Source organism: Mesorhizobium sp. J8, assembly GCF_016591715.1.
Taxonomy (GTDB): Bacteria; Pseudomonadota; Alphaproteobacteria; order Rhizobiales; family Rhizobiaceae; genus Mesorhizobium.
Genome location: NZ_AP024109.1, coordinates 1 through 17738, shown reverse-complemented (window position 1 = coordinate 17738; position 17738 = coordinate 1). Strand labels below are relative to the sequence as shown.

Here is a 17738-nt window from a genome sequence, read left to right as displayed (position 1 = left end):
GCTTGCCTGTCCCGAAGCCGCTTACGAGGCGCGGCTTCGGGGCAGGCCCCAGGATCCAAAAGCCTTGGTCCAGCAGAGGCCCGAATGACGCATCTCATCCTCGACAAGGTCAGCGTCCATTATGACGGGCAGCCGGCGCCGGCGGTCGAGCGCGTTTCGCTGGACATCGGCAAAAGCGATTCGGGCAGGGGCGACTTCGTCGTGCTGGTCGGCCGGTCCGGCTGCGGCAAGACCTCGCTGCTCAACGTCGCCGCCGGCCTGGTCGAGCCCGTGAGTGGCTTGGCCACAATTGGCGGCCGGCCGATCACCGGGCCCGGGCCGAACCGCGCCGTGGTGTTCCAGAACGATGCTTTGTTCCCCTGGCTGACGGCGCGGGAAAATGTCGCGTTCGCGCTCAGGCTGCGGGGCGTATCCGCCGACAAGAGGGCGCGCCGCGCCGACGAGCTTTTGTCGCTGGTCAAGCTCGGCGATGCCGGCGACAAGCGCATCTGGGAGCTTTCCGGCGGCATGCGCCAGCGCGTCGGCCTTGCCCGCGCCTTGGCCGCCGAACCCGAATTCCTTCTGCTCGACGAGCCGCTCGGCGCGCTGGACGCGCTGACGCGCGAGCGCATGCAGACGACGCTGCTCGACCTGTGGGCGGCGGCCCGGGTCGGCGTGCTGATGGTGACGCACGGCATCGAGGAGGCGCTGGTGCTTGCCACCCGCATCGTCGTGCTGGCGCCGGGACCCGGCCATGTGGTGCGAACTTTCGAAACGGATTTCGGCCGCCGCTACGCGGCCGGCGAGCCGATCCGCGCGATCAAGGCGGATCCCGGCTTTGCCGCGGCCCGCGCGGAGCTCACCGATGCGATCTTCGAGGGAGAGGCGGCATGAGCATCGGCGCCTATAGCGAACGTCCCGCCGCGAAAGCCGACGAGACCGACGGGTTTTCCGTGCCATGGTCGCGGCCGCGGCCGAGGCCGAGACGGGCGGTCTCAGCCAGGCTGGTCAGTGCGGTCACCATCCTGGTGCTGCTCGCCGCCTGGACGGCTTCGGCCTCGCTGCAGCTGGTGTCGCCGGTCTTCCTGCCCTCGCCGGCCGCGGTCTGGGCCAAGTTCGTCGTCGTCGCCCGCGACGGGTTCGTCGATGCGACGCTCATTCAGCATACCCTCGCGTCGCTCTGGCGCGTGTTCGCGGCGCTAATCGCAGCCATCCTCGTCGGGGTCCCGGTCGGCCTCGCCATCGGCATCAGCCGGATCGGGCGCGGCGTGTTCGATCCGCTTCTCGAATTCCTGCGGCCGATCCCGCCGCTCGCCTACCTGCCGCTGATCATCATCTGGTTCGGCATCGGCGAACCGTCGAAGATCCTGGTGATCGCCATCGCCATGCTGGCGCCGGTGGCGCTATCGACCGCCGCCGGCGTGCGCGGCGTCTCGCGCGAGCGTGTCGACGCGGCGCGCGCTCTCGGCGCCACGCGCGGCCAAGTCATCCGCCATGTGATCCTGCCCAGCGCCCTGCCGTCGATCCTCACCGGCCTGCGCATCGCGCTCGGCGCCGGCTGGTCGACGCTGGTCGCGGCCGAACTGGTCGCCGCGTCGCGGGGGCTCGGCTTCATGATCCAGTCGGCGGCGCAATTCCTGGTCACCGACGTGGTGGTGATGGGCATCCTGGTGATCGCGATGATCGCCTTTGCGCTGGAATTCATCATCCGCCGGATCGAGCGCGTGCTGGTGCCCTGGGCGGGGCGGGAATGAACGAAAGCGAAGGAGTAGGACTTGTGACCCATTCCACCGCAGTGCTGTTCGCGCATGTCGGCGCTTGGCTGTTGCGCCTGCCGCCGAGCGAGAGGTCCCCGGAGGACGGGCGATCGCAGGACGAACCGAAATCGCCGACGCCGGTGCTTCTCGCCGGCGACCGCGATCGCCTACCACCCCGCGACGAGAGCTTCTATTGGGCCTGGCAGTACTGGTCGCAGTGATAGGGACGCCAGCCTCTCGCGCCTTCAAAGGTAGGCCCAGAAAATAATTCCATCCCATCGGCAGAACTCGCAAGATCGTTCCTCTACTAACTTTATAGATTTACCTAGCCTTGCTCCATTCCCAACGGCCCGGCAGCCCGGGCCATCGAAGGAGAGGGTCATGTTCAATCTGACGAGACGCGCTTTCGGCGTCGGCCTGCTGGCAGCGGCGGCCTTTGCCGCATCCCTTGGGACGACATCCCCTGGCGCCGCCGCGCAGGAGCTCAAGGCGTTCAACATCGGCTACCAGAAGACCGGCCTCCCGGTGATCGCCCGGCAGCAGCAGATCATCGAGAAGGCGCTGGCCGACAAGGGCGTGGCGGTGAAGTGGGTCGAGTTCACCGCCGGCCCGCCGCTGGTGGAGGCCTTGAATGTCGGCGCCATCGATGTCGGCTGGACCGGCGACGCGCCGCCGATCTTCGGCCAGTCGGCGGGGGCCAACATCGTCTATGCGGCGGCGCTGCCCTCCAATGGCGAGGGTGAGGCGATCTTCGTCAAGCCGGGCTCGCCGATCCAGTCGCTGGCCGATCTCAAGGGCAAGCGCATCGGCGTCGGCAAGGGCACCAGCGCGCACAATCTCCTGGTCGCGGCGCTGGAAAAGACCGGCATCCCGTTCGACCAGGTCACGCCAGTCTATCTCAGCCCGGCCGATGCGGCCGCCGCCTTCGCCAGCGACCAGATCGACGCCTGGGCGGTGTGGGATCCGTTCTTCGCCATCGCCGAGACCCGCTACCAGCCGCGCGTGCTTGCCCGCTCCAGCGACGTGCTCAAGGTCAACACCTATTTCCTCGCCAACAAGGATTTCGCCAAGGCGCATCCGGATTTCGTCTCGACGACGATCGCCGCGCTCGGCGACGCGGCCAAATGGGCCGACCAGAACCGCGACAAGGTGGCCGAGGCGCTGCATGAGGTGACCGGCGTGCCGCTCGACGCGCAGACGATCGCCGCCAACCGCACCAGGTTCGGCATCTATCCGATCACCGACGAGATCGTCGCCGGCCAGCAGGCGACGGCAGACCGCTTCTTCAAGCTCGGGCTGATCCCGAAAGCGGTGCGCATATCCGACGCCGTCTGGACCGCGCCGGGCAACTGATTCCTTTCACGGCGCCGGGCATTCGCCGCTCGGCGCCGCCTTGTTTGCGACCGTCTTTACCCCGAGTGCCAGCCATGACCGCATCATCAAGCCCGCTCGATTTCTTCTGGTTCATCCCCACACATGGCGACGGCTCCTATCTCGGCACCGAGAAGCAGCAGCGTCCGCCCGAATTCGGCTACTTCAAGGAGATCGCGCAGGCGGTCGACCGGCTGGGCTTCCCCGGCGTGCTGTTGCCCACCGGGCAGAACTGCGAGGATTCCTGGATCACCGCCACCGGCCTCGCGACGTTGACCGAGAGGCTGAAATTCCTGGTCGCGCTGAGGCCCGGCGTGACGCTGCCGACCTTCGCGGCGCGCCAGACCGCGGCGCTCGACCGGCTGAGCAACGGCCGCCTGCTGCTCAATGTCGTGGTCGGCGGCAACCCGACCGAGCTTGCCGGCGACGGCGTGTTCCTGCCGCATGACGAGCGCTACGCGCAGGCGCAGGAATTCCTCGCCATCTGGCGCGGCCTGGTCTCGGGCGAGCGGGTGAATTTCGAAGGCAGATATTACCACGTCGAGAACGGCCGGCTCGATCTGTTGCCGCTGCAGGAGCGGCCGCCGCTTTATTTCGGCGGCTCCTCCGAGGCCGGCCAGCAGCTCGCGGCCGACCTCGTCGACATGTATCTCACCTGGGGCGAGCCGCCGGCGCAAGTGGCCGGCAAGATCGCCTCGGCGCGCGAGAAGGCGGCGCGGCGGGGCCGCAAGCTGCGGTTCGGCATCCGCCTGCATTTCATCGTGCGCGAGACCGAGGACGAGGCCTGGCGCGCCGCCGAACGGCTGATCAGCCATGTCACCGACGCGCAGATCGAGAATGCGCAGGCGCGCTTCCTCAAGGAGATGGATTCGGTCGGGCAGCGGCGCATGGCCGAGCTGCATGGCGGCCGGCGCGACCGGCTCGTCGTCTCGCCGAATCTTTGGGCCGGCGTCGGCCTGGTGCGCGGCGGTGCCGGCACGGCGCTGGTCGGTATGCCGGAGCAGATCGTCGAGCGCATCCGCGAATACCAGGCTATCGGCATCGACACCATCATCGGCTCGGGCTACCCGCATCTCGAGGAGGCCTACCGGGTCGCCGAGCTCCTGTTCCCCAGCCTCGGTCTCGGCACCAGCCGGCTCAAGGCGCACAAGGACATCGCCAACGAATTCTCGGTCGGCTTCCACGGCGCCGGCCGCCTGCAGGCGGCGTCGTGAGCCTGGCCACGCGCCTTGCCCGCAACGGCGCGGCCGGCTGGTTGCTGCCGGCGGCAATCATCGCAGGCTGGGAGATCGCCAGCCGCGCGGGCCTGATCCCGGCCAATGTGCTGCCGGCGCCGAGTGCCGTGGCCGAGGCCTTCTGGCGGCTGACCCTCTCCGGCGAGCTGATCCGTAACATCGGCGTCTCCACCCTGCGCGCGCTGTCCGGCTTCGCCATAGGCGGCTCGATCGGCTTCGCGCTCGGCCTTGCCAACGGATTGTCGCGGCTCAGCCGCGGGCTGACCGACACGACGCTGCAGATGATCCGCAACATACCGCATCTGGCGCTGATCCCGCTGGTCATCCTGTGGTTCGGCATCGACGAGGAAGCAAAACTCTTCCTGGTGGCGCTCGGCGTGTTCTTTCCGATCTATGTCAACACGCTGCTCGGCATCCAGGGCGTCGATCCGCAGCTGGTCGAGATGGGCCGCGTCTACGGGCTCGACCGGCGCGCCTTGTTCTTCCGCGTGATCCTGCCCGGCGCGCTGCCCTCGATCTTCGTCGGCCTGCGCTATGCGCTGGGCATCATGTGGCTGACCCTGATCGTCGCCGAGACGATCTCGGCCAGCTCAGGCCTCGGCTACATGGCCATGCAGGCGCGCGAGTTCCTGCTGATCGATGTCGTGGTGCTGTCGATCCTGATCTACGCGCTGCTCGGCAAGCTCGCCGACAGCCTGGCCCGTCTGCTCGAGCGGCTGTCGCTCGGCTGGCATCCAGCGTTCCAGAAGGGCTGAGGACAAAGATGCCGGCCGCCACCCTCACCGCAGCGCGCTCCCTCGTCGCCACGCCGGCGACCAGCCGCACGATCGGCTCCGTCGAGGGCCGCCGGGCCTTCGCCTTCAAGGACGTCCGGAAATCTTTCGGCGACAAGATCGTGCTCGACGGCATCAGCCTCGACGTGCGGGCCGGACAATTCCTCGCCGTCATCGGCAAGAGCGGCTGCGGCAAGAGCACGCTGCTTCGGCTGCTGGCCGGGCTCGACCGCCCGAGCAGCGGTTCGCTGACCCTCTCAGACGAGGAAGGCGACAGCCGCACGCGCTTCATGTTCCAGGAACCGCGGCTCCTGCCCTGGATGAGCGTGGTGAAGAATGTCGAGATCGGGCTGACCGGCATCGCCGGCGGCACCGAGGCCAGGCAGCGGGCGCTTGCCATGCTGGACAAGGTCGGGCTCGTCGATCGCGCCGACGAGTGGCCGTCAGTGCTGTCGGGCGGCCAGAAGCAGCGCGTGGCGCTTGCGCGCGCCCTGGTCGGCCAACCGGAGATCCTGGCGCTGGACGAGCCGCTCGGCGCGCTCGACGCCCTGACCCGCATCGAGATGCAGCAGCTTCTGGAACGCATATGGCTCGACCAGAAGTTCGCCGCCGTGCTGGTGACACATGATGTCGGCGAAGCTGTCGCGCTCGCCGACCGCGTTGTCGTGATCGGCGCCGGCAAGATCGCTCTCGACCTTGCCGTGCCGGTGGCCCGGCCGCGACGGCACGGCTCGGCCGAGCTTGCCCAAATCGAAGGCGCCATCCTGGACCATCTGTTCGGCCGGGCTTGAGCGCGCAGCGCTAGATCACAAGATCACGCGCGCAAGGTCAGATGCGCGAGCGGTTCGCCCAGCGCAGCCCGACCACGCCGACCAGCATGGTGACGAGGCCGATATAGAGCCATTGCGTCTGGCCGGTCATGAAGCTGCCCTTGACGAGGCCGAGGCCTTGCAGCGACCACAGCGCGCCGAGAGCCAGCACGATCAGCGCCAGCACAAACCTGATCAATCGCATCGGTTGGACCCTCTCCAAAAGTCGATCCTGCACGGCGACGTGACGCAACAAAAGACACTGAGGAATCGAAACAGTCCGGTTCCCCTGTACTGCAAATCCTGAGGGACCGATCTTGCCCGGAACGTCCCGGATGCCGGTCCGATATTCATGAAGAATACGCCTCTCCGGCTCCAGAAATAGCATGACAAACTGTTTCGCGGTGACTCCAAACGTGTGCCGTCGCCATGGAACCGCCAGAAGGCTGCCGCATTTCCCGCCTCATTCGGCACCTAGGCGGGGCTATTCGATCAACGGAGCCTCCCCCAAAGCATGAAGAAAACCAACCAGACCGCGCTCGTCGCGGTAACGATCGCGGCTGGCCTGATGGCCGGCGCGTCGTCCGCCTCCTCGGCCGCCGCGCAGTGCGGCCGCGCTTCCTGGTATGCGCTGCATTCCAGAACCGCCTCGGGAGAACGCATGAACCCATCGGCGCTGACCGCCGCCCACCGCTCGCTCCCCTTCGGCACCAAGCTCAGGGTCACCAACAAGAACAACGGCCGCAGCGTCGTCGTCCGCATCAACGATCGCGGTCCGTTCGTGAGGGGACGCATGCTGGATCTCTCCCGCGGCGCCGCCAGCCAGCTCGGTTTCATCGGTTCGGGCCACACCGCGGTCTGCATGGCGCGCGTCTGATACGCTGCACGGGAACCAGCCGTCGCACCACGATCCGATGCCAACCTCAAGGGTTCCGGATCGTGGCCGGTGTCCGGCATGAGGGGTCGGACACATATCCTTCACATTGCCGCAGCGCACATTGAGCCGGCTCCGCCGCCCAAGGCTGATTTTCAACAGGTTGGACCAAAGATGCATTCGTCAGACAAAATGACGTATTGCATCGCAACAATATCTTGTTAACCTCGCCGGGAGACATTCAAGGCTCGGCGCTGTCCGTCGTCCTTTTGGTCTTCGGACGGCAGCGGGGTTCGCGATGTTCTACCAGCTCTACGAAATGAACCATGCGGCGCTGCAGCCCGCGCGCCTCTATGCCGACGCGGTGCGGCTCTTCTACTCCAATCCGCTCAATCCGATTTCCCACACGCCCTTCGGCCGCTCGGTCGCCGCAACCGCCGAGCTCTTCGAGCGCACCACGCGTCGCTACGGCAAGCCGCAATTCGGCCTGGACAAGACCGTGGTCGATTGGAAGAGCGTCGCCGTCACGGAAAAGACGATCTGGTCGAAACCCTTCTGCAATCTCATCCGTTTCGAGCGCGCGCTGCCCGCCGGCCGCAAACCCGATCCGAAGCTTCTGATCGTGGCGCCGATGTCGGGCCACTACGCGACGCTGCTGCGCGGCACGGTCGAGGCGATGCTGCCTTATGCCGACGTGCACATCACCGACTGGGTCGACGCCCGCATGGTGCCGGTCTCGCAAGGCACTTTCGATCTCGATGACTATATCGACTACGTCATCGAGATGTTCCACGCGCTTGGCCCCGACACGCATGTGATGGCCGTGTGCCAGCCTTCGGTGCCGGTGCTGGCGGCGGTGGCGGTGATGGAGAAGCGCGGCGATCCCTTCGTGCCCTCGACCATGACGCTGATGGGCGGCCCGGTCGACACCCGGCGCAACCCGACCGCGGTCAATCTTCTGGCCGAGGAGAAGGGCATCGACTGGTTCCGCGACAATGTCATCATGCAGGCGCCGTGGCCGGTGCCGGGATTCGGCCGCGAGGTCTATCCGGGCTTCCTGCAGCTTTCGGGCTTCATGAGCATGAATCTCGACCGCCACATCATCGCCCACAAGGACTTCTTCATGCACCTTGTGAAAAACGACGGCGACAGCGCCGAGAAGCATCGCGACTTCTACGACGAATACCTGGCGGTGATGGACCTGACGGCGGAATTCTATTTGCAGACGGTCGACACCGTGTTCGTGCGCCACGCCCTGCCGAAAGGCGAGATGACGCATCGCGGCGAGCCGGTCGATTGCACTGCGATCCGCAACGTAGCGCTGCTGACCATCGAGGGCGAGAACGACGACATTTCCGGTCTCGGCCAGACCCAGGCCGCGCATGAGCTGTGCGTCAACCTCCCGGCCGACAGACATGCGCACTACATGCAGCCGGCCGTGGGCCATTACGGCGTCTTCAACGGCTCGCGCTTCCGCTCGGAAATCGTGCCGCGCATCGTCGACTTCGTTTCCAGCTATGGGCGCCAGAACCGGGTGGCGGCAAAGCCAAAGCTGGTCCGTTCCGCAAAAGGCTGAAAGGCGCAAGCTCCTTGCTGCCTAACGCGTTTCACGGAAACGGCGAACCGCTCTATCTCCTCGTTTTGCGCAATTCCAGACGGTGGCGCACTTTTCCTGGAATCGCGCTAGCGGCCCTCGGTGTTGCGCCCATGCCTCTGTTGCGAAAGTGCCGCTACGGGATCGTCCAGGTAACCATGCCGTCAAACGGACCGTCGTCTCTAATTGACACGGACTGTAAATCGCCCTTAACGTTTCGTTAATAAAGAACAGGGCGGGGGCAATGACTTCCTCAGCAATGACGCGGATTCTGCGTTTGTGTGCAGCCGCAGGATTGGCGATCTCTGCGCATTGGGCAGTGCCGGCCTGGGCGGCAGGCGCCATGACCACGGGCGGCCTAACGTCGCAGCCGATCGGCCATTATGATTTCTGCAAGTCGAATCCCAGCGAATGCAACATCCATCCGGTCGATCTCGAGCCGGCCAGGATGACGGATAGTTTGTGGCGTCGGCTGATCAACGTGACCGCCAAGGTGAATGCCGCCGTCAAGCCGATGAGCGACCTCGATCACTACGGCAAGGACGAAGTCTGGGCCTATCCGGATGACGGCTATGGCGATTGCGAGGACTATGTGCTGGAAAAGCGGCGTCAGCTCTACCGGCTTGGCATGTCGCTGGCCGACCTTTTGATCACCGTCGTGCGCAAGCCCGATGGCGAGGGCCATTCGGTGCTGACGGTGCGCACCGACAAGGGTGACTACGTGCTCGACAACCTGACCGACAAGGTCAAAGCCTGGGACGCGACCGGCTACCGCTTCCTCAAGCGCCAGGCGATCGACAACACCGGACGCTGGGTCTCGATCCGCGACGGCCAGGCGGTGCTGGTCGGCTCGGTGCAGTAGGCTTCGGACGTCGGCGCTTCCCTCACTCAGCCTTCGCTTCGCTCGGCTGACCTCTCCCCGAGGGGAGAGGAGATGGCCGGCGCTGGCGCGCCATCCTCTTCTCCCCGACGGGAAGAAGGGGGCCGCGGAGCGCCGGATGCGGGAGCAGCGCCGACGTTGCCAATTGCCGTTTACCGACCGTGCCCGCGGAGCGCAGCCCGGACCAACGCCGTGATCTTGCGCAATTCCGCCTCGTCCAGCCTCTCGATGCTTTCGGCGAGCAGATTGGCCAGCTCGGTCGCCGCCGGCGACAGGCCGGACGTGTCGATCCTGACCCTGGGATGCGAGCTTTCGGCGAGGCGGGCAAGGTCCTCGGCATCGTCCCAGATGATGTTGAAATAGCCGATGATCTTCTGGATCAGCGTCCAGGTCGGCGCGCCGCGGCGGCCGTGCTCGAGCGCCGACAGATAGGCGGCGCTGACGCCGATCGCCTCGGCCATCGCCTTCTGGCTGACGCCGCGCTCGGCGCGCAGCGCCCTGAGCTTCTCGCCGAACGGGGTCATGAACGCGTCCGCCGCAGCCGGACATAGAGCGCGCCGGAACCGCCATGGTTGCGGGCGGCGTGATCGTGGCTGGAGACGAGATGCCGGAAGGCGGGCGTCGACAGCCAGGCCGGCACGGCGCGGCGCAGGATGCCGTCACCGCCCGAGGACGAACCCTTGCCGGTGATGATCAGCACATAGCGGATGCCGCCGGCATGCGCGCGGTTGAGGAAGGTGAGCAGCAGCGAATAGGCTTCGTCCTGTGTCATGCCGTGCAGGTCGACGCGGCCTTCGATCGGCAGCCGGCCCTTCTTCAACTTGTGCAGCGTCTGGTCGTCGAGCGAATGCGCCACATGCGGCGTCTTCGGCTTGGTGGCCGCGGCCGGAACGCCATTGGCGGCTGGCCGCGGCGGCTCGGGCCTGGGCTCGACGATATCGGGGATCTCGACGGCGGTCTTGCCTTTCAGCGGCCGGGCGGAACGCGCCACAAGGTTCCACAGGATGCGGTCGTCGTCGCTGAGATGGTCGTCGCGGCGGCTCACCTTGTCGCTCCATCCAGAAGCGCGCGCGGCACCAGCGCATAAAAGTCGGCGGCGTTGCGGACCACGCCGGCGATCTCGCCGGCCACGTCGCCCGAGCCGGCGAAGAGGTCGCCGCGCGCCGGTCCGGTGATGGCCGAGCCGGTGTCCTGCGCGATCATCAGCCGCCGGAACGGTTTTTGATCGAAGGCGGTGAGCGTCGGCGCGTCGATGTAGAAAGGCGAACCGAAAGTGTGCAGCAGGCGATCGACCGCCACCGAACGCCCCGGCGTCAGCGGCACCTTGGCGGCGGCGATCGGCCCAAGCGCCGCGTCGTCGACCGCGGCCTCGCGGAAGAAGATATAGGAGCGGTTTTGCCACAGGATCTCGTCGACGCGGTCCGGATGCGCCTTGAACCAGGCGCGGATGGACTGCATCGTCACCCTTTCCAACGGGATTTCGCCGAACTCGCTCAGGATCTTGCCCGGCCCGGTGAAGCGCTGGCCCGATTTCGCGGCATAGGTGACGCGGATGAGCCTGCCGTCGGTCATCTTCAGGCGCGCCGCGCCCTGCACATGGATGAAGAAGGCATCGACCTTTTCGGCGAGCCAGGCGATTTCGAGGTTCTGGTCGGCGAGCGCGCCGCGCTCGATTTCGCCGCGGTCGAAATATTCGACCGGACCCTCATCCGTCCGGCGGGCAAAGGCCAGATAAGGATCCATGCCGGCCACCCGGTTGTCGTCGTCGATGTCGATCAGGTCGGCGGGGCGGGACAGCAACGGCACGGTGAACCGCTCGGTCCTGACCGGCGAGGCCTCGACCTCGGGTTCGTAAAAGCCGGTCACGAGACCCGCGCCGTTGTCGGCCCTCACCAGCATCGGCACGAAATGCCGTTCGAAGAAGGACCGCGCTTGCGGCCTGTCCGGCGCCGAAACGGCGCGCGCTTCGGCGTAAGCCTCGGCAAAGGCATTGAAATCGATGCCGAGCGATCCGGTGCGGTAAGGCTTTACCGGCGCGTGGCAAGCCGAGCGGCGAAACGCGGCGAAGGCGGCGAGATGATCATCCTCATCCCAGCCCGGAAGGTCGCTGTAGGATTTTGCAGTGAATACGGAAGATAGCGGCACGACCGAGCCTCGCCGCTTAAGCTCAATCTTCTTCTTCGGTGGCGACCAGCTTCCAGTTCGGGTCGCGCGAGCGGGTGTCGCGGGCGAAGGTCCAGACATCCTTGACCTCGGCCACCGTCTCGGGATCGCCGTCGATGACGGCACCAGCCTTGTCGCGGGTCGCCGAGATCAGCTCGGAGACGACGCGCAGCGTGATATGCGCTTCCGAGCCCTTCATCTCCGCGGCGACGATGTCGGCCTTGTCGATGCCGACGAAGGAGGATTGGATCTTCTCCGACTTCGCCTCGCGTTCGCCGATCGCGGCGACGAAGCCGTCATAGACTTCGCGCGATAGAAGATTCTTCAGCGTCTTACGGTCGCCGTCGGCATAGGCCATGACGATCATCTCATAGGCCATCTTGGCGCCGTCGACGAAGGTCTTGGGATCGAAGGACGGATCGTTGTCCTTGATCGCGCGCAGGCCTTTGTTCAGATCGGTGTCCGGCTTGGCGAAGGCGTCGATCGCGGCATAGGTCTCGGCCGAAGGTTCGCCCGGCGCGCGCTTGCGCGGCAGCGACACCACGTTTTCCGGCTTCTGCGCCGCGTCAGCCTCGCGCGTGCGGCTTGCCGAATAGGGGTCGAAGGGCGGGCGCTCGTTTCCGGTGCGACGTCCGAGCACGTTGCGCAGCTGGAAAAAGATCACAACCGCCGCAATCAAAAAGAAAATCGTGCCGAAGTCGAAGAAACCCATATTTTCCGCCAACTCGATCCCTGTCCTTGCCGGACCGGCGTAAACCCCTCGGGGATCGCGGTCGCATAGCGTTCAACACCCAAAGCATATAGAACGGCAGGCGCTATCATTCAAATCAAAGGCAGCCATACCTATCTAAAGGCGCCAAGGCCAGCGGCGATTGTCCGCGGGCGCCGCAAAAGAAGAAAGCGATCGGTCGAGACTTTGCGCATTTCCTTCATTCCGCTGTTCCTGCTCCTGCTGCCGCTGCTGGAGATCGCCGGCTTCGTCGTCGTCGGCCGCGAAATCGGCGCCCTGGCGACGGTCGGGCTGGTCATCCTGTCCAGCGTCGCCGGCAGCCTGCTGCTTCGGCATCAGGGTTTCGGCGTCATGACGCGGGTGCGCAGGGAAATGGATGCCGGACGCGACCCCAGCGGCCAGCTCGCGCATGGCGCGATGATCGTGCTGGCCGCCATCCTTTTGATCATCCCGGGCTTCATCACCGACATCTTCGCCATTCTTCTGCTTCTGCCGCCAGTGCGCGACTTCGCCTGGCGCCTGCTCAAGAACCGCATCGTCATGGCGACCAGCTTCTCGAGCGGCTTTTCGGCGCGCCGGCGCGACACCGTCATCGACCTCGACGACAGCGACTATTCGCGCGACGATTACCCGAACCGACCGGACCACAATTCGCCCTGGCGGCGGCTGAAGAACGATTAGCGGCACTGCACCGGGTTTTTGACCGGCCGGCTATGTTTGCGTTGGCAGGCTGCATACGGTGGAAATTGGCCGGAACGCTCATCGCGATCGTCAGGTTGGGGCGGCTTCGATAAATCCCCAGCGTTTGCGCCGTCCCGTTCCTTCTGCCGGCCAAGGCGGCAAAACTTGTTTTGTCCGGCAGGCCATGGTAGCGAACCCGCGATTTCAATCCGGTCAGCAATGCTGCCCAGGCAAAAGGACTTAAGGCTCATGGCCAGCAACGATGACGCCGCGACCGGCGCCGCCAACGGCAACGGCACCCAGAACCAGCCCTCGCTCAATGTGCTTGCGCAATATGTGAAGGACCTGTCTTTCGAAAGCCCCGGCGCGCCGAACTCGCTGCGTGGCCGCGACAAGGCTCCCGGCATCGCCATCAACGTCAACGTCAACGCCAACCCGCTTTCGGACAAGCAGTTCGACGTCAACCTGACGCTGAACGCCAAGGCGTCCTTCGACCAGGAAGTGCTGTTCAATGTCGAGCTGATCTATGGCGGCGTCTTCGCCATCTCGGGCTTCCCGCAGGAGCACATGCTGCCGCTGCTCTTCATCGAATGCCCGCGCCTGCTGTTCCCCTTCGCGCGCCAGATCATCGCCGATGCCACCCGCAATGGCGGCTTCCCGCCGCTGATGCTCGATCCGATCGATTTCGCGCAGATGTTCCAGCAGAGGATTGCCGAGGACCAGGCTGCGGCCAGCAAGGTCCAGGTGAGCTGAGAAGATTCGCTTTAGCGAATGAAGAGCCCGGCTTCGTGCCGGGCTTTTTTTGTTGGAGATGCTGGCGGGACAGCGCCCCCCTCTGGCCTGCCGGCCATCTCCCCCACAAGGGGGGAGATCGATGTCACGCCGGCTTTCGCCAATCACGAACGTTGCAGAATGAGCGGGGCGCCGAAACTGCTAATCTCCCCCTTGTGGGGGAGATGCCCGGTAGGGCAGAGGGGGGCGCGAAGGATCGCTGCCTACGCGACTAGCCCGCTCACCCCACCGCCACCTTGAGCCATAGCGCCTTTTCACCCAGCGTCGAAACCAGCCCGGCATGCGCCGCGCGGTCCGCTTCGGTGAGCCGCGGCGGCAGGGCGATGGGCCGGGCGCCGATGGAGATGTCGATATCGGCCACCTCGCCGGCGCCGTTCATCTGCACCGCCACGGTTTCCAGAACCAGTGCCGCCTGCTTGCCGCCGATGAGCTCGATATAGACCTCGGCCAGCAATTCGGAGTCGAGCAGCGCGCCGTGCTTGGTGCGGCGGGTGTTGTCGATGCCGTAGCGCCGGCAGAGCGCATCGAGCGAGTTCGGGCCCATCGGATGCTTCCGGCGCGCGAGCGCCAGCGTGTCGATGATGCGGCCGGGGTCGATGGATGGGTGACCGAGACGGCTGTATTCGAGATTGAGAAAGCCGAGGTCGAAGGTGGCGTTGTGCGCGATCAGCTTGGCGCCATCGGTGAAGTCCAGCCATTCCTGGGCGATTTCGGCGAAGGTCGGCTTGCCGACCAGATCGGCGGCGCTGATGCCGTGCACGGCCTGCGCCTCGGCGTGGATGGCGCGACCTTGCGGATTGATGAATTTGTGAAAGGTGCGGCCGGTCGGGAAACGGTTGACCAGCTCGACGCCGCCGAGCTCGATGATGCGGTCTTCGCGCAAATCGAGGCCGGTGGTTTCCGTATCGAAGATGATCTCACGCATGCGAATCAATCCGCTCCAGGGAGCAGAATCACAAACCAGAACAAAATGGCAATGGGGACTGCTGTCAGCCGACGTCAGGAGCCATCGCGGCCAGACTTATCCCCCGTCAATTCGCCGATGACGGCCCCGACCGCCTGACGCGCCGCCTCGAAGCCGTGCCCGGTGTCGATGATGAAATCGGCGTGGCGGCGCTTCTCGGCGTCGGGCACCTGCCTGGCAAGGATCGAGGCAAATTTTTCCTCGCTCATGCCGGGCCTCGCCAGCACGCGCTCGCGCTGGATCTCGGGCGAGGCGGTGACGACCACGACCTTGTCGACGCGGTTGCGGCCGCCGGTTTCGAACAAAAGCGGGATGTCGAGCACGGCGAGCGGCGCGCCGGCGGCGCGGTGCCTCGCCAGAAACGCATCGGCGTCGGCGCGCACCAGCGGATGGATGATCGCCTCGAGCTGTTTCAGCGCGGCCGGATCGCCAAGCACTTGGCCCGCCAGCTTCACGCGGTCGACCACGCCCGCCTCAGTCGTGCCCGGGAATGCGGCCTCGACCAGAGGCGCCGCCATGCCGGAATAAAGGCGATGCACCGTCTCGTCCGAATCATGCACCGGCACGCCGGCCTCAGCGAACATCTTGGCCGTGGCGGACTTGCCCATGCCGATCGATCCGGTGAGGCCGAGCACGATCATCGACGGCCCTCGATGTCGGTGACGATCATACGCCGCAATTCCTGCGTGACGTCCGGTTTCCTGCCGAACCAGCGTTCGAAGCCGGGCACGGCCTGATGCAGCAGCATGCCGAGCCCATCGACCGTCTTCAGGGCGCGTGCCCTGGCGGCGGCGAGCAAAGGCGTCTGCAGCGGCACATAGACGATGTCGGTGACAATGGCGCGGTCCGGCAAGCCGGCCGGATCGGCGGAGAGCGTCGCATCGCCATGCATGCCGAGCGCCGTGGTGTTGACGAGCAGGCCGGCATCGGCAAGCAGTTCGCCGACCGCGCCCGCCCCATGCGCCGAGACACCGGGGCCGAAATGGCGGCTGAGTTCCTCGGCCCTTGCCAGCGTCCGATTGACGACACGGATATCCTTGACGCCACGCTCCTTCAGCGCATGGATGACCGCGCGGGAGGCGCCGCCGGCGCCCAGGACCACGGCCGGCCCGTTGACAGCCCAGCCGGGCGCATGGTCGTCCAGGTTGGCGGCGAAGCCGTAGCCGTCGGTGTTGCCGCCCCAGAGAACGCCGTCCTCGAACCACAATGTGTTGACGGCGCCGATTTCATCGGCCGCATGGTCCCGGCGCGCGACGCCGGCGAAAGCGGCTTCCTTGTGCGGAATGGTGACATTGCCGCCGCGGTAGCCTTGTTCGCCGAGAGATGTCAGGAACGCGGCGAAATCCGCCGGCGCGACGTCGATCGCCCGGTAGCTGCCGTCGATGCCGTATTGCTGGAGCCAATAACCGTGGATCTTCGGCGAGCGCGAATGGGCGATCGGATGTCCGGTGACGAAGGCCTTTTTCTCAGCCATCGATGGCTCCCAATGCGCGCAGCTCCTTCAGCACCGGCAGCAGCGGCAGGCCGACGATGGTGAAATAGTCGCCCTCGATCTTCTCGAACAGCTGAATGCCTTCGCCCTCGATCTGGTAGGCGCCGACGCTGGAGAGCGCCTTGGCGCCGACGCGCGCCAGGTGCCGGCCTATGAAGGCGGGGTCGAGCTTGCGCATGGTGAGGCTGGCGACGCCGACATGGCGCCACAGCACCTCGCCGTCGCGGCAGAGCACGGCGGCGCTGTTCAACTGATGCGTCTTGCCGGAGAGGGCCAGGAGATGCCTCCGCGCGCCTTCCATGTCGGCCGGCTTGTGAAAAATCTCGTCGCCCAGCGACAGGGTCTGGTCGCAGCCGAGCACCAGGGCGCCCGGCTTGCGCTCGCTGACCTCGGTCGCCTTGGCCTCGGCCAGGATCGAGGCGACATCCTCCGGCGAGGCGCCGCTGTCCTTCAGCGGAGCCTCGAGCGCGCGCTCGTCGACATTTGCCGGCATCGCCTCGATGTCGAGCCCGGCATTGACGAGCATGGTTTTTCGGAATGGGCTGCCGGAGGCGAGGATGATCTTTTCGGGCATGATGGTTCATCCAACGGTTGCGATCCGTCCAGCACCCCTCATCCGTCTCGGCGCTATCGCGCCGATCCACCTTCTCCCACAAGGGGAGAAGGAAGAGCGCGGCGCCGGCGTCCCGCAAATACTAGCAGACGGCGATTTGCTGCGGCGGTGGCGCAGGACTTCCCTTCTCCCCTTGTGGGAGAAGGTGGCCGAGCGAAGCTCGGACGGATGAGGGGTGCTGGACGGAGTGCTCACTTCTATCGCTTGCCCTACCGCGTCTTCCCGCGCAGGGCAACGATCGCCGCCGCCGTTTCCTCGATGGAGCGTCGGCTGACGTCGATCATCGGCCAGCCATGCTTCGTGCAGAGCTGGCGGGCATAGGCGAGCTCCTCGTTGATGGCGGCGCGGTCGACGTAGTCGGTCGGCACGAAGGCGGCGCTGTTGCCGAGGATGCGATTCTGCCGCACATGCGAGATGCGTTCGGCCGTGGCGACCAGGCCGACGACCAAGGGGGTCTTGGCGGCGATCAGGCTTTCGGGCAGCGGCACGCCGAGCACGATCGGGATGTTGGCGGTCTTGATGCCGCGATTGGCGAGATAGATCGAGGTCGGCGTCTTCGAGGTGCGCGAGATGCCGATCAGCACGATATCGGCATCCTCCATGTTGGCCGGTAGCTGGCCGTCATCATGCTCCATGGTGAAGTTCAAGGCATCGATGCGGCGGAAATATTCGGCGTCGAGCACATGCTGAGCGCCGACGCGGCGGCCGGCCGGCGTGCCAAGATAGGACTGGAAGACGGTAAGCACCGGCTCCAGCACCGAGACGCAAGGCAGGCCCATGGCCGCGCAGCGCTCGTCGATCGAGCGCGCGAGCTTCTGGTCGACGACCGTATAGAGGATGATGCCGGGCTCCTCCTCGATGTCCTCGAAGACCTTGGCGACCTGCTTCTCGGTGCGGATCAGCGGGTAGATATGCTCGATGGCGCGCGCGTCCTTGTATTGTGCGGACGCGGCGCGGCCGGCCGCCAGCAGCGTTTCGCCGGTGGCGTCGGAGATCAGGTGCAGATGGAAGAAGCTCTGAGGTTTGTTCAC

At 65.8% G+C, this 17738-nt stretch carries 22 protein-coding genes; 12 read left to right on the top strand and 10 right to left on the bottom strand.

Annotated elements, in window-relative coordinates; translation table 11 throughout:
• The first annotated feature begins 84 nt into the window (after positions 1-84).
• The 7 genes from MJ8_RS00110 to MJ8_RS00080 all read left to right on the top strand — a co-directional run bounded on the left by MJ8_RS00110 (position 85) and on the right by MJ8_RS00080 (position 5906).
• A complete protein-coding gene (locus MJ8_RS00110; protein ID WP_201412528.1) occupies positions 85-873 on the top strand; it encodes a taurine ABC transporter ATP-binding protein in 789 nt (262 codons plus the stop codon).
• On the top strand, positions 870-1733 hold the full coding sequence (locus MJ8_RS00105; protein ID WP_201412527.1) for an ABC transporter permease subunit: 864 nt from the start codon (positions 870-872) through the stop codon (positions 1731-1733). Before MJ8_RS00110 ends, MJ8_RS00105 begins: the two co-directional genes overlap by 4 nt.
• Positions 1734-1756: 23 nt before the next feature.
• On the top strand, positions 1757-1957 hold the full coding sequence (locus tag MJ8_RS00100) for a hypothetical protein (protein ID WP_201412526.1): 201 nt from the start codon (positions 1757-1759) through the stop codon (positions 1955-1957).
• Between the two features lie 160 nt (positions 1958-2117).
• Positions 2118-3089: a sulfonate ABC transporter substrate-binding protein gene (locus MJ8_RS00095; protein WP_201412525.1), complete on the top strand. Its 972-nt coding sequence runs from the start codon at positions 2118-2120 to the stop codon at positions 3087-3089.
• A 74-nt stretch (positions 3090-3163) separates the two neighbouring features.
• Positions 3164-4321 (top strand): FMNH2-dependent alkanesulfonate monooxygenase, encoded by a 1158-nt coding sequence (ssuD, locus tag MJ8_RS00090; protein ID WP_201412524.1) that lies wholly within the window; start codon positions 3164-3166, stop codon positions 4319-4321.
• Positions 4318-5097 (top strand): ABC transporter permease subunit, encoded by a 780-nt coding sequence (locus MJ8_RS00085; RefSeq protein WP_201412523.1) that lies wholly within the window; start codon positions 4318-4320, stop codon positions 5095-5097. The genes ssuD and MJ8_RS00085 overlap by 4 nt, the downstream gene beginning before the upstream one ends.
• Before the next feature lie 8 nt (positions 5098-5105).
• Positions 5106-5906 (top strand): ABC transporter ATP-binding protein, encoded by an 801-nt coding sequence (locus MJ8_RS00080; protein WP_201412522.1) that lies wholly within the window; start codon positions 5106-5108, stop codon positions 5904-5906.
• 37 nt (positions 5907-5943) lie between these two features.
• Here MJ8_RS00080 and MJ8_RS00075 read toward each other — a convergent pair whose 3' ends face one another.
• A complete protein-coding gene (locus tag MJ8_RS00075) occupies positions 5944-6129 on the bottom strand; it encodes a hypothetical protein (protein ID WP_201412521.1) in 186 nt (61 codons plus the stop codon).
• A 309-nt stretch (positions 6130-6438) separates the two neighbouring features.
• Here MJ8_RS00075 and MJ8_RS00070 point away from each other — a divergent pair, with 309 nt between their 5' ends.
• The 3 genes from MJ8_RS00070 to MJ8_RS00060 all read left to right on the top strand — a co-directional run bounded on the left by MJ8_RS00070 (position 6439) and on the right by MJ8_RS00060 (position 9254).
• The gene (locus MJ8_RS00070; RefSeq protein ID WP_201412520.1) at positions 6439-6801 is read left to right on the top strand and encodes a septal ring lytic transglycosylase RlpA family protein; all 363 of its coding nucleotides are present in this window, start codon (positions 6439-6441) and stop codon (positions 6799-6801) included.
• 295 nt (positions 6802-7096) lie between these two features.
• Positions 7097-8374: a polyhydroxyalkanoate depolymerase gene (locus tag MJ8_RS00065; protein WP_201412519.1), complete on the top strand. Its 1278-nt coding sequence runs from the start codon at positions 7097-7099 to the stop codon at positions 8372-8374.
• A 262-nt stretch (positions 8375-8636) separates the two neighbouring features.
• The gene (locus tag MJ8_RS00060) at positions 8637-9254 is read left to right on the top strand and encodes a transglutaminase-like cysteine peptidase (protein WP_201412518.1); all 618 of its coding nucleotides are present in this window, start codon (positions 8637-8639) and stop codon (positions 9252-9254) included.
• Positions 9255-9424: 170 nt separating this feature from the next.
• Here the strand turns inward: MJ8_RS00060 and MJ8_RS00055 are convergent, their stop codons facing one another.
• The 4 genes from MJ8_RS00055 to MJ8_RS00040 are packed head-to-tail and all read right to left on the bottom strand — an operon-like array spanning position 9425 to position 12147.
• Positions 9425-9796, bottom strand: coding sequence for a helix-turn-helix domain-containing protein (locus MJ8_RS00055; RefSeq protein WP_201412517.1), 372 nt, complete (start codon positions 9794-9796; stop codon positions 9425-9427).
• On the bottom strand, positions 9793-10317 hold the full coding sequence (locus MJ8_RS00050) for a Smr/MutS family protein (protein ID WP_201412516.1): 525 nt from the start codon (positions 10315-10317) through the stop codon (positions 9793-9795). Before MJ8_RS00050 ends, MJ8_RS00055 begins: the two co-directional genes overlap by 4 nt.
• A complete protein-coding gene (locus MJ8_RS00045) occupies positions 10314-11417 on the bottom strand; it encodes a murein transglycosylase A (RefSeq protein ID WP_201412515.1) in 1104 nt (367 codons plus the stop codon). Before MJ8_RS00045 ends, MJ8_RS00050 begins: the two co-directional genes overlap by 4 nt.
• A 22-nt stretch (positions 11418-11439) precedes the next feature.
• Positions 11440-12147 carry a Tim44/TimA family putative adaptor protein gene (locus tag MJ8_RS00040; RefSeq protein WP_201412514.1) on the bottom strand — a complete coding sequence of 236 codons (708 nt, stop codon included), beginning with the start codon at positions 12145-12147 and terminating at the stop codon, positions 11440-11442.
• 204 nt (positions 12148-12351) lie between these two features.
• Between MJ8_RS00040 and MJ8_RS00035 the strand changes: the two genes are divergently transcribed.
• Positions 12352-12846: an FxsA family protein gene (locus MJ8_RS00035; RefSeq protein WP_201412513.1), complete on the top strand. Its 495-nt coding sequence runs from the start codon at positions 12352-12354 to the stop codon at positions 12844-12846.
• Between the two features lie 249 nt (positions 12847-13095).
• A complete protein-coding gene (secB, locus tag MJ8_RS00030) occupies positions 13096-13599 on the top strand; it encodes a protein-export chaperone SecB (RefSeq protein WP_201412512.1) in 504 nt (167 codons plus the stop codon).
• 259 nt (positions 13600-13858) lie between these two features.
• On the opposite strand, the gene dnaQ is transcribed toward secB, so the two are convergent.
• The 5 genes from dnaQ to MJ8_RS00005 form a co-directional block, all read right to left on the bottom strand.
• Positions 13859-14563, bottom strand: coding sequence for a DNA polymerase III subunit epsilon (dnaQ, locus tag MJ8_RS00025; RefSeq protein ID WP_201412511.1), 705 nt, complete (start codon positions 14561-14563; stop codon positions 13859-13861).
• A 74-nt stretch (positions 14564-14637) separates the two neighbouring features.
• Complete coding sequence (gene coaE, locus MJ8_RS00020) at positions 14638-15243, bottom strand: dephospho-CoA kinase (RefSeq protein WP_201412510.1); 606 nt, start codon at positions 15241-15243, stop codon at positions 14638-14640.
• On the bottom strand, positions 15240-16076 hold the full coding sequence (locus tag MJ8_RS00015; RefSeq protein WP_201412509.1) for a shikimate dehydrogenase: 837 nt from the start codon (positions 16074-16076) through the stop codon (positions 15240-15242). Before MJ8_RS00015 ends, coaE begins: the two co-directional genes overlap by 4 nt.
• A complete protein-coding gene (locus tag MJ8_RS00010) occupies positions 16069-16668 on the bottom strand; it encodes a Maf-like protein (protein ID WP_201412508.1) in 600 nt (199 codons plus the stop codon). The genes MJ8_RS00015 and MJ8_RS00010 overlap by 8 nt, the downstream gene beginning before the upstream one ends.
• A 248-nt stretch (positions 16669-16916) precedes the next feature.
• Positions 16917-17738, bottom strand: a complete 822-nt coding sequence (locus MJ8_RS00005; RefSeq protein ID WP_201412507.1) for a pyruvate, water dikinase regulatory protein — start codon at positions 17736-17738, stop codon at positions 16917-16919.